Source organism: Actinomyces oris, assembly GCF_001937445.1.
Taxonomy (GTDB): domain Bacteria; phylum Actinomycetota; class Actinomycetes; order Actinomycetales; family Actinomycetaceae; genus Actinomyces; species Actinomyces acetigenes.
Genome location: NZ_MSKS01000020.1, coordinates 49,217 through 59,611 on the forward strand (window position 1 = coordinate 49,217; position 10,395 = coordinate 59,611).

Sequence of the window (10,395 nt, forward strand, 5' to 3'; positions counted from 1 at the left end):
CTCAAATCATCCCTTCTACCATCACTGAGCATGAGCACGATGACACCCATCTGGTCCACCGCTCCGGTCGACGGCCTCCCCCACCTCACCGTGGACGGGCGAGACACCGGACTGGCGCTGTGGAGCGCACACACCCGGCGCGAGCGCAACATCGGCCTGCTCGGCACCGACTCGATCGACGGCGCCCTGTGGATCACTCGCTGCAACTGGGTGCACTGCTTCCGCATGCGCCACACGATCGACGTCGTCTACGTGGGACGCCGAGGGAGGGTCGTCGCAGTGACGACGATGCCTCCGAACCGGATGGGAATGCCCCGGCCGCTTGCGAGGGCCGTCGTCGAAATGCGACGGGGAGACGCCTCTCGCCTGGGAATCCACAAGGGGAGCATCCTGGCCACATCCCCTCCTGAACCACCCCCGCCATCGAACCCCGGCCCAGAAGGACACCAGAACAACATTCTCCGCCCGATTCGCTGAAAGGCTCCCTCATGTCCCTCCAACCCTGGTTACTCGGCGCCGCGGCACTCGGCTCCGTCGCACTCATCGCCGGTCCGGTCTCCGCGTGGACGCGGCGCTACGTGCGAGAGCCCTTCAACGACGCGAACACGACCGATGCCGGCACCCACGGCGCGACGGACACCCCGAGACACCCAGCGGACGGCATGACGAGCGACCCCCGAGACAGCGCCCAGGCGCCTTCACAGGCCCCCTCCACTCCTCCCCCTTCACCCGAGCACCCGACACTGAAGCATCCCGGTCTCCTCAACGCAGTACCCCAGGGACTGCTGGCCCTGCCCCTATGCCTCATCTGCGCCTGGTGGGGGAACCGAATAGGCGCCACCACCGCAACGCTCACTGCCATCCCCGTGTACGCACTGCTCGGATGCGCCGGAAGCGTCGACGCCGTGGCGCACCTCCTCCCCAACCGCCTGCTGGGCGCCACGGCCGCCTGGCTGGCCGTATGCGGCGTGGTCGCCGTCGTTCTGGATCCCGACAGGGCTCACACCGCCCTCACCGCAGCTCTCTGCGCGCTGGCGGTGGGCGGCATCAGCCTGGCCCTGGCGTACTTCCGCACCGGCCTGGGGCTGGGAGACGTCAAGCTCGGCGCGGTGATCGGCCTCTGGCTGGGATGGCTCAACCCCTGGCTGCTCGTCTTCGGACTGTGCGCCGGGGTCTTCCTGGGTGGGATCGGCGCGCTGTTCCTGCTCATCACCCGCCAAGCGTCACGCAAGGACCCCATGGCCTACGGCCCCTACCTCATCGCCGGAGCCCTGCTCACCTGGCCGCTGGCGATCGTCTGACACGACGAACGCCATCACATCTTATGGGGAGAACTACACAGAGTCATAAGTAATACTTCATGATACCTTCAAGTCGCGTCACCTGATCATTACCTTTCGTAACTCTTGGGCTCATCGGCCATCCCCGCTCAGGACCGCCCCGCCTCCCCCTCCACCCACCCGTACCTATCGACTCCGCCTCCTGCAGAGCCACGACACCGTAAGGCCTCTCATGCTTGTACTCACCGCCTCCCGGCCCCACCCGGACGCCACTAAGGACTGGGACATGGGTCAGGCCGTCACCGTCCTCCAGCAATTCGGTCAGGGACCGGCCCTGCTGCTGTGCCGCACCGGGGAGGAGGAGCACGCCGCCCGCATGGTTCGGGGGATCCTCAAACGCAAGGACCTCGGCATCCTGGCCCTCAATGAGCCCGAGACGCGATTCCGCGCCCTGGCCTACTGCCTGATGCAGCTTCACCCCCGGGCCTACGGTCAGGCACAGACAGTGGTTGACGCATTGCAGCCCGCACTACGCACGAGGGTCGCTCTCAGCTCGGTCAGCAGGCTCACCAGCCCTTCACCCACCATCGGGCAGCACCTGCAGTCGATGCTGCCGGGCTCCTGCTTCACCCTCGACCTGGGGGAGGCGCGAAGCAGCGTCACCAAGGTCAAGGACGTGGTCTGGAACAAGCCGCCTCAGGGCAGTCTGGCGATCTGGGCCGCGGACGACGAGCAGAACCGAGTCACAGGCGGCCTGCCCTCCCTGGGGCTCCACCGAGAGCCCCTGCTCCCCATGTCTCGCACCTGGCCGGCCAAGTCCTGGGCGGAAATGACCGTGCTCATCACCGACCCCGGCCCTCTTGTCTCGCAGGCGCTTGCGCCCCTCACCCGGACCTTCTGCCCCTACTGCGGTCAGCTAGCCGTCCCACAGGGATGTCTCCTGTGCGGCACGTGGCCCAACGTGCCCGCGCCGGCGCCCCGCGCTTCCGCACCCCACCCAGTCAAGGAGTCCTCATGAATCCGCGTCAACGTCGAGGTGTTCTGCTCATCCTCGTCACCGTCCTTGGAGCAGTGGTCACCTTCGTGGCCATGTTCAGCTACGTCCAGTCGATCTCCTCGCAGGTCGGCCCCATGACAACCGTCCTCAAGCTGTCCCAGCAGGTGACCGAGCTCAAGGAGGTCACTGCGGCCGACGTCGTGACCGAGCAGGTTCCCAAGCGGTGGGTTCCCGACGACGCCGTCCATGACGTCAATGACCTCAAGGGCAAGGTGGCGGCGTCCACCTACAACAAGGGGGCGGTGCTGCAGACCAGCATGCTTCAGGACCCACCACAGCTGGCGGAGGGGTATCGAGAGGTGTCGATCATGATCGACGCCGAGACCGGCGTCGCCGGCAAGGTCACCCCGGGCTCCCGAGTCGACGTCGTCTCCACGGTGGAGGACCCCAACACCAAGGGGCAGAAGGCCCAGATCATCATCCAGAACGCGCTCATCACCGAGGTCGGTGTGACCACGAAGGTGCAGGACAAGGACGAGAACGGGAACTTCTCCGAGGAGAAGGACAGCGTCCCCGTGACCTTCTCGCTCACGCCTGAGCAGTCGCTCAAGCTCGCCTATGCCGAGAGCTTCTCGAAGAAGGTGCGCCTCCTTCTGCGCCGCGACGGCGACCAGGGGAGCGCCCAGACCCCCGAGTACTCCGCCAATCCCGGAGCACCTGCCCAAGGAGCGAACTGATGCAGTACCTAGTCACCGATCATGAGGAGACCCGTCAGCAGGTACTGGCGGCGATGGCCGAGGCGGAGGGGCTTGGTGAGGTCCGTACTGTCGCCTCGCCTGAGAAGCTCAGAGAGCTTCTGGAACCGGACGTCACGTCGTGCATTCTGGTCGATGAGGCGCTGGAGGGGCATATCGCCCTGCCCACCGTTCAACAGCTCTCCCGATCCCTCCCGCTCATTCCCGTTGTTCTGCTGAGCCGGACCCGCACCTCCGAAAACGTTGTGGCGGCGATGGACACCGGAGCGCGGACCGTGCTGGGGCTGCCCTTGTCGCTCGAGGAGATCACGAACCGCCTGCTCCCGGTCCTGGCGTGGTCGCGCGCGGTACGCAGCGAGGCCTCGAGCCGGCAGGAGATCACAGCTCGCCGTCAAGGCACGATCACCGCCGTCGTCGGCGCCAAGGGCGGCGTGGGCACCTCGACGGTCGCACTCATGGCTGCCGCCCAGCTCGCTCAGGGAGCTCGCACCTGCCTGGTGGATCTCGATGTTCGCGGTGGTGACCTCGCCGCCATGACCGGCATTTCGGTGCGCCGCTCCATCGCCGATCTGGCCGACATCGCAGCGGAGGTCAGCGCCCGAGAGATCTCCGAAATCCTGTACCCCCTCCCCGGCGGGATCGCGCTCTTGCCCGCTCCGGAGCAGGGCGAGACCGGTGAGCTGTTGACGGAGTCGGCCACGCGGCAGATCCTCACCATGCTGCGTTACCAGTTCGACCACGTGGTCCTGGACTGCGGCAACCGCCTTGACGACATTCTGGCCATGGGGCTCGACTCCGCCGACCGAGCCCTCATCGTCGCAACCCCCGATGCTCCGGCACTGCGCTCGGTGCGCAGGCTGAGCGATGCGCTCGACCGCCTCGATATCGCCCGTGGACGCCCCTTCGGGCTGGTGGTCAACCTGACCAGCCGGCAACGCGAGATCCAGCCGGCCACCGCGGCGAAGATGACGGGAGTGGCACTGGCCGCCAGCATTCCCGATCTGACGACTCAGATCGAGATGGCCGTCAACTCCAACACATTGCTGACGTCGAGGGTTCCCGCCATGGCTAAGGCCGCACAGTCCATCGCCGGAGCCATCACGACCGGAACAGCGCCGAGTCCTGGCGGCGCTCCTGACCGGAGTGCGGCGGAGGGCTCGACCAAGGCCTCGCGACGAGGACGCAGGCGCCGCCGCTCGGAAAAGGGCCAGATCACGGTGGAGTTCCCCGTGGTCTTCGCCCTGGCCACTGCCGTGATTCTGATGTGCATCCAGGCACTGAGCCTCGGAGTCTCGTACATGTACGCCACTCATGCCGCCAACGAGGCGGCTCATGCCTATGGCGTCGGGAAGAGCCCCGGTCAGGTGCAGCAGGAAGTCACCAGTCGCCTGCCCAGCAGCTACGCCGCACGCACCAAGGTGACACGCTCCGGAGCGGACAGGGTGACCGTCACGCTTCCGGTCCTCTCCGTTGTCGATATGGATACCTCCGCAAGTGCCGGAATCGTCTGGGAGAAGTGATGAGAACCATGTCCACAACCGGAGCCGCCCGCCCGGCCCGTGTCATCTCAACCCCGAAGCGTCTGATCAGCCGTCTACGTCACGATGAGCGAGGTGTCCTCGATATTGAGCTCATTGGATTCGTGCCGATTCTGGTCCTGGTCACCATGTTCCTCGTTCAGGGCTTCCTCGCCGTCTCCACGGTGACCTCCGTCAGCGCAGCCGCCCGAGACGGCGCTCGCGCGGCGATGCTGGGGCGCTCCCCCGAGCAGGCCGCGCACCAGGCCCTGCCCGACTGGGTACGCCTGGAGTCCGTATCGGATAGTTGCGGTCCGGGGCACTGCGTCCAGGTGACCGCTCGGGTTCCGATCGGCATCCCTTCGATTACAAGCGAACACGTCACCGTGACTCGCACGGCCTACTTCCCCGAGGACTGACATGGCACTACGAGACCGGGTTGTCCATCCCCAAGAAGGAAAACGGCAGACTGCTGGAAGCCGAGAGGATCTGGTGGCCCTCTACCGAACCCGGCTGCTGGAGGAGATCGACCTAGAAGAGGTCGCAGGCCTAGAGCTGGCCCAGCAGCGAGCCCGTCTGGAGCGGGTGCTCTCACGGCTTCTGTCCCTCGAGGGCCCTGTCATGTCGCCACGAGAGCGGGCCTGGCTCATCAAACGAGTGATCGACGACGCGGTCGGGCTGGGAGTGCTCGAACCCCTCATCGCAGATCATTCCGTCACCGAGATCATGGTCAACGGCATGGAGGATGTCTTCATTGAGCGCTCCGGACAGATCGAGCGGGTCCCCACCCGTTTCACGTCCGAGGCCGAGCTGTACCAGCTCATTGACCGCATCGTCTCCTCAGTCAACCGCCGTGTGGACGAGTCCAGTCCCATGGTCGACGCGCGTCTTCCCGGCGGAGAGCGTGTCAACGTCATCATCCCGCCGCTGGCGCTCGACGGGCCGACCATTACCATCCGCCGGTTCCCTCAGCCCTTCCGCCTCTCCGATCTCGTCGCTAGAAACAGCCTGCCCCAGGAAGCCGCCGATCTCCTGGGGACACTGGTAGCCGCTCGGTTCAATATTCTCGTCTCCGGCGGGACCGGATCGGGGAAAACCACCTTCCTCAACGCGCTGTCGGGAATGATCTCGAATCGAGAGCGAATCATCACCATCGAGGACGCGGCCGAGCTGTCTCTCCAGCAGCCCCATGTGGTCCGCCTGGAGGCCCGCCCGGCCAATACCGAGGGAGCAGGACAGGTGACAATTCGTGATCTGGTGAGAAACTCGCTGCGTATGCGCCCCGACCGCATCATTGTTGGCGAAGTCCGCGGCGGAGAGACGCTCGACATGCTCCAGGCCATGAACACCGGCCACGAGGGCTCGCTGACAACCGTGCACGCCAACACCGCGACCGACGCACTGAGCCGCTTGGAGACACTGTCCTCCATGTCTGATGTCACGCTACCGGTGGAGACCATTAGAGATCAGATCAATGGCGCAATCGATGTCATTGTCCAGCTGGAACGCGACTCCTCCGGCACGAGGCGAGTCCGCACGATCGAGGCAGTGACCTCACGACACCACGAGCACTATATGACCTCACTCATGATGCGTTACGTCCACACCGCCCAGAGAGGTCACGACAACTTCGAGTTCCATGGTGTTTCTCCGTCTATAGCAGACAGAGTCCGCCAGCACGGTCTACAGCTCCCGGCAGATCTGCTTGTGCAGGAGATGGCATCATGAGCAATGTCCTTCTCGTCTACATCAGTGGTGCGGCCACCCTCATCATGGGGAGCGCAGCCCTCATCACCATGTCTGCCAATGCGGGGCGCACGGCCGAGCTCGCACAAGGCCTCGGAGCCACGGATATCGCCCAGGGAGTGGGGGCGGGGAGCCGTACTCTCGCCTTGATTCGCCGACTGCCCTTCAGTAAACCACTGAAGCGCAAGATGTCCGGGGCCGGGCTGAGCTGGGATGTGGCCATCACCGAGCTGGTTCTCATCACAGCTATTACCGCAACCTTCTTCCTGGCGCGCCCGTTGATCGGACGAATCGCAGGAGGCATCCTGGCAGCACTCATTCCCTTGGTGTTCTTCCGATGGTTGCGTCGCCGTACGGCTCAACGAGTGGAACGATTCATCGCTCAGCTCCCGGAGGTCTCCCGCATACTATCTAACGGCACATCCGCAGGAGTGTCGATCGAGCGATCCCTCGCTCTGGTGGCGCAAGAGATGTCGGATCCGGCACGAGCCGAGCTCAGCCGGGCCACATCACAGCTAGCGCTTGGATGGTCCTTGGACGGTACGCTCTCTGACCTCGCTCAGCGGATGCCCTCACGCGAGCTGAATGTCCTCGTGCGTACGATCATTATTCAGTCAACAGCGGGAGGAGCATTGGCCGGTGCACTGCATGACATCGCACTCGCACTTGAGGACCGCAAGCAGTTGCACCGCGAAGTCCGGACCGCCATCATTGGTTCAGCCTTCAGCGCCTACCTGGTCCCTATCATCGGCCTCGTGGCCATCATCCTCATGAACACGATGAAACCGGGAGTCTTAGACGACATGGCATCGTCACCTATCGGTCAAATCATCCTTCTCGCGTCACTCATCTGTTTTGGAATCGGAGCCCTACTCATGAAGATCGTCTCCCGGGTGGAGGTGTAGCATGCCCGCAATAATATACTCCACTGCAGCGGCATTCGTGGTGCTCCTTGCAGCCTACGGAATCCACCTCATCAAGGATGACGGCACTAGCCAGCCTGGAATCGCCGACCATGACGACAAGAAGGTCGAACGAAAAAGCGGCTTTGTCCTGCTGATTGACACACTTGGCATCAGGACGCAGCAGTCTCTCCGCCGCCTCTATGGGCCACTCCACCTAAAAAAGCTCGATCGTCGTTTAAAAAATGCAGGCAATCCAGAAGGCCTCACCCTCGACCTATTCATCCAGAGGGAGGCGGGATTCATTTCCCTCAGCATCCTTCTTATAGCAGTGTTCACCCTGTTAGGCCACCCCGTCTACGGACTAGCGTTTGGAACGATATTTTCAGGCTGGATGTACCTCTGGCTGTTTCAAGCGGTTCAGAAGCGACAGGCAGCGATCGACCGCGACCTACCCGACTTCCTGGACATTCTCGCCATTACAGTATGCTCAGGTATGCCATTTCGCAGTTCGTTGGAACGAGTGTGCAACCATTTCGATGGGCCTGTGGCCGAAGAAATGCGTAAAACACTTCATGAGATGCGACTCGGAGTTTCTCGTCGCGACGCCTTCACGTCCCTCAAGAAACGTTGCCGTTCCGACAATATCGACAACTTCGTCACCACGCTCCTCCAGTCCGAAGAATTAGGCACGCCGATCGGCGACGCCCTTACGTCAATCGTCAAGGAGATTCGTCGCGAACGCGCCCAGCAGGTCCGTCGTGCTGCAGCCAAGGCACAGCCCAAGGTAGCACTCATCGCCACGACCACCATGGTTCCAGGCGCCATGATCCTCATGCTCGGAGGGATGGTCTTCGCCAATCGGGACACTTTCGCGAAATTATTTGGCGGATAAAATGCAAGAAATTAATTCACAAGACTCGCAACCCCCATCGAGATTCATTCACCACCACGCCCTTTTTACCGCAGTGGCTCTGATCTGCGACATACGGCTTGGCCTCATCCTGGCCTGCGAGCTAGGAATCATTGCATCAAGCACCGACAGAGGGGCTGTTGCGGTCCCCCTCCTGGGGCTAAGCATCAACTGGGCGACTTTGAGGGTGTTCAACAGGCATCCTCGCCTCATTGTCAATAACTGGACTTATTTATGCGCCGATCTGGTCACGACCTGCGTCATCACCAGCGCTCTTCCTGCAACATTCCCGGGAGGTCTTGCTCTTTCTCTTGCCTATCTTATCGCATCGTCGGTACTCATCGGCCTTGTAAGTCAAGCGTTCTGGGCGTCATTGTGGTGCGTCGGTACTACCCTATCGCTCGCGCTCCTTAAGTTACATGACGCCTCAATTTCCACAGTTGTGGCCGCCACTATGGTTGCTGGAATCTTTTTCAGCGTCCTGCTCGGGAACCGATTGAACAGCCAGTTCACGGACATCAGTCGTCTTTCCGCCGAGGCCGCATTCGCCCGAGCAGAAGAACGCGCCACCGCCGAGAGACTCACGATTGCCAGAGATCTGCACGACTCGCTCGCCAAGAGCATCCATGGCATTCGCATGCTCGCCGAATCCCTGGACAGCTCTCTCGGTGCTGAGAACCACCCAGACGCTCCACTCAGTCACACGCTCCTCGAGGCCGCGGACGAAGCAAGCAGGGAAGCCCGACTCGTCCTTGACGGACTGCGTTCCGGGGGCGACGAGGACATCATTGGCGCTCTTGTCGAGGAAGCCACAAGATGGGGGGCACGCACAGGACTGTCGGTCACTGTCAACCGCGGCGACTCAGACACCCCCTTGCCCTGCTCGACCGAGGCGATGTGGCAGCTTCAGCGCATCCTGGGCGAGATCCTTGCCAATATTGAGAGGCACGCCCATGCCACGTCGGTCGACCTCTCAATACTCCACGACGACAGCTGCTTCCGCCTCGATGTCCGCGATAACGGCATCGGTTTTAGAGAGGATGTCAAAGGCCTCTACCGAGAGGGTCATTACGGACTGGCAGGGTTGAAGGAACGTTCTGAAACACTGAACGGCGCCTTCAGTATCGATTTGCCCTCCGAACCGACTGCGGGGACCCGTGTTCGACTTCGTGTCCCCATCACATCGCTTCATTCCGCTAGCGACAAGGAGAAGATAGTATGAAGGTGATGGTCGTTGACGACAACGCCATTGTCCGTATCGGACTCCGCTCGGTACTCGACCGTATCGATGCTGTGGACGAGGTCATCGAGGCAGAGGACGCGTTCTCCGCACTCGAGGCGCACCACACACACTGCCCCGACATCATCCTGCTTGACGTTTCCATGCCTCCAGGACGCAGCGGACTTGACATCCTCCCAGAACTGAGTTCCGACGCCTCGGTCATTATGCTCACTTCGAATCGAGACCCCAGCACTATCCGCCAGGCACTCGACACGGGAGCGCGAGGCTACTTGGTTCACGGTCAGTTGGGCATCAATGAGGTGGCCGGCGCCATTGAGACCTGCCGCAACGGAGGCCTGGTGCTCGGTAAGGAAGCCGCCGATGTCGTGCTCAATCCTTCGGCTCATAACGTTTCTAGCAACCCTTTGCGTGCGCGGGTCTCGGAACGGGAGGCTGAGATCCTCGACCTGGCAGCGACCGGTATGTCCAACCAGAGGATCGCCCAGCATCTGTTCCTGTCGGAACGTACGGTCAAGAACTACCTCAACAGCTCCTACCCTAAGCTGCACGTCCACAGCCGCGCTGAGGCGGTCGCCGTCTGGTTATCGCCGCCCCTTGCTCAGTAGGCCGCAGGACGGGGCGTACGCCCCTACCCGATGGGGCATGAGGCCTCCTAACTTAGTGAATGTCAGATACATCAGGCATTCACAACGATGCCACTCAGCGATGGAGGTCATCATGAACAACAACGCACTGCTCCGCCTTCAGGTTCGTCTCCAGCAGGCCTGGATCAACCTTCGCGATGGAGAGCGCGGTCAGACAATGGTCGAGTACGCCGGAATCGCCATCGTTGCGGCAACGATTATTGGCCTTATAATCACCGCTGCAAACGGGTCTGGTATTGGAGACACCATCATCGACAAGATCAAGGAAGCCCTCGGTAAATTCTAGTAAGTCCATCATTTACCTACAGCCTCTTGGTTGTATGCACCAGAGTTTCCTCGTCGGAGATGATCATCTCTGATGAGGAAACTCTGCATATTCTTAGGAGTTCTTGTGTTGT

General features: G+C 62.1%; 12 protein-coding genes. All 12 read left to right on the forward strand.

What is annotated here, in order from left to right; all coding sequences use genetic code 11:
* Nucleotides 1-30 precede the first annotated feature (30 nt).
* Nucleotides 31-477, forward strand: coding sequence for a DUF192 domain-containing protein (locus tag BKH20_RS06890; RefSeq protein WP_081381635.1), 447 nt, complete (start codon nucleotides 31-33; stop codon nucleotides 475-477).
* Between the two features lie 11 nt (nucleotides 478-488).
* The gene (locus tag BKH20_RS06895; protein ID WP_075390450.1) at nucleotides 489-1,301 is read left to right on the forward strand and encodes a prepilin peptidase; all 813 of its coding nucleotides are present in this window, start codon (nucleotides 489-491) and stop codon (nucleotides 1,299-1,301) included.
* A 211-nt stretch (nucleotides 1,302-1,512) separates the two neighbouring features.
* On the forward strand, nucleotides 1,513-2,298 hold the full coding sequence (locus BKH20_RS06900) for a hypothetical protein (RefSeq protein ID WP_141759087.1): 786 nt from the start codon (nucleotides 1,513-1,515) through the stop codon (nucleotides 2,296-2,298).
* Nucleotides 2,295-3,014 carry a Flp pilus assembly protein CpaB gene (gene cpaB, locus BKH20_RS06905; RefSeq protein WP_075390451.1) on the forward strand — a complete coding sequence of 240 codons (720 nt, stop codon included), beginning with the start codon at nucleotides 2,295-2,297 and terminating at the stop codon, nucleotides 3,012-3,014. The genes BKH20_RS06900 and cpaB overlap by 4 nt, the downstream gene beginning before the upstream one ends.
* A complete protein-coding gene (locus BKH20_RS06910) occupies nucleotides 3,014-4,552 on the forward strand; it encodes an AAA family ATPase (protein WP_081381636.1) in 1,539 nt (512 codons plus the stop codon). The genes cpaB and BKH20_RS06910 overlap by 1 nt, the downstream gene beginning before the upstream one ends.
* A gap of 8 nt (nucleotides 4,553-4,560) precedes the next feature.
* Nucleotides 4,561-4,968 carry a TadE/TadG family type IV pilus assembly protein gene (locus tag BKH20_RS06915; RefSeq protein WP_143224960.1) on the forward strand — a complete coding sequence of 136 codons (408 nt, stop codon included), beginning with the start codon at nucleotides 4,561-4,563 and terminating at the stop codon, nucleotides 4,966-4,968.
* 73 nt (nucleotides 4,969-5,041) lie between these two features.
* A complete protein-coding gene (locus tag BKH20_RS06920; protein ID WP_256693067.1) occupies nucleotides 5,042-6,277 on the forward strand; it encodes a CpaF family protein in 1,236 nt (411 codons plus the stop codon).
* The gene (locus BKH20_RS06925; RefSeq protein ID WP_075390454.1) at nucleotides 6,274-7,200 is read left to right on the forward strand and encodes a type II secretion system F family protein; all 927 of its coding nucleotides are present in this window, start codon (nucleotides 6,274-6,276) and stop codon (nucleotides 7,198-7,200) included. The genes BKH20_RS06920 and BKH20_RS06925 overlap by 4 nt, the downstream gene beginning before the upstream one ends.
* A 1-nt stretch (nucleotide 7,201) precedes the next feature.
* Complete coding sequence (locus tag BKH20_RS06930) at nucleotides 7,202-8,092, forward strand: type II secretion system F family protein (RefSeq protein WP_075390455.1); 891 nt, start codon at nucleotides 7,202-7,204, stop codon at nucleotides 8,090-8,092.
* A 73-nt stretch (nucleotides 8,093-8,165) separates the two neighbouring features.
* Nucleotides 8,166-9,332, forward strand: coding sequence for a sensor histidine kinase (locus BKH20_RS06935; protein WP_178388572.1), 1,167 nt, complete (start codon nucleotides 8,166-8,168; stop codon nucleotides 9,330-9,332).
* Nucleotides 9,329-9,958: a response regulator transcription factor gene (locus BKH20_RS06940; protein ID WP_070661509.1), complete on the forward strand. Its 630-nt coding sequence runs from the start codon at nucleotides 9,329-9,331 to the stop codon at nucleotides 9,956-9,958. The genes BKH20_RS06935 and BKH20_RS06940 overlap by 4 nt, the downstream gene beginning before the upstream one ends.
* Before the next feature lie 112 nt (nucleotides 9,959-10,070).
* On the forward strand, nucleotides 10,071-10,283 hold the full coding sequence (locus tag BKH20_RS06945) for a hypothetical protein (RefSeq protein ID WP_256277412.1): 213 nt from the start codon (nucleotides 10,071-10,073) through the stop codon (nucleotides 10,281-10,283).
* Nucleotides 10,284-10,395: the final 112 nt, after the last annotated feature.

Excerpts from the sequence above, each read along its gene's own strand:
- BKH20_RS06910 (WP_081381636.1), top strand. The coding sequence starts at position 3,014 with ATGCAGTACCTAGTCACCGATCATGAGGAGACCCGTCAGCAGGTACTG.
- BKH20_RS06895 (WP_075390450.1), top strand. The coding sequence starts at position 489 with ATGTCCCTCCAACCCTGGTTACTCGGCGCCGCGGCACTCGGCTCCGTC.
- BKH20_RS06890 (WP_081381635.1), top strand. The coding sequence starts at position 31 with ATGAGCACGATGACACCCATCTGGTCCACCGCTCCGGTCGACGGCCTC.
- BKH20_RS06900 (WP_141759087.1), top strand. The coding sequence starts at position 1,513 with ATGCTTGTACTCACCGCCTCCCGGCCCCACCCGGACGCCACTAAGGAC.
- BKH20_RS06940 (WP_070661509.1), top strand. The coding sequence starts at position 9,329 with ATGAAGGTGATGGTCGTTGACGACAACGCCATTGTCCGTATCGGACTC.
- BKH20_RS06925 (WP_075390454.1), top strand. The coding sequence starts at position 6,274 with ATGAGCAATGTCCTTCTCGTCTACATCAGTGGTGCGGCCACCCTCATC.
- cpaB (WP_075390451.1), top strand. The coding sequence starts at position 2,295 with ATGAATCCGCGTCAACGTCGAGGTGTTCTGCTCATCCTCGTCACCGTC.
- BKH20_RS06945 (WP_256277412.1), top strand. The coding sequence starts at position 10,071 with ATGAACAACAACGCACTGCTCCGCCTTCAGGTTCGTCTCCAGCAGGCC.
- BKH20_RS06915 (WP_143224960.1), top strand. The coding sequence starts at position 4,561 with ATGTCCACAACCGGAGCCGCCCGCCCGGCCCGTGTCATCTCAACCCCG.
- BKH20_RS06930 (WP_075390455.1), top strand. The coding sequence starts at position 7,202 with ATGCCCGCAATAATATACTCCACTGCAGCGGCATTCGTGGTGCTCCTT.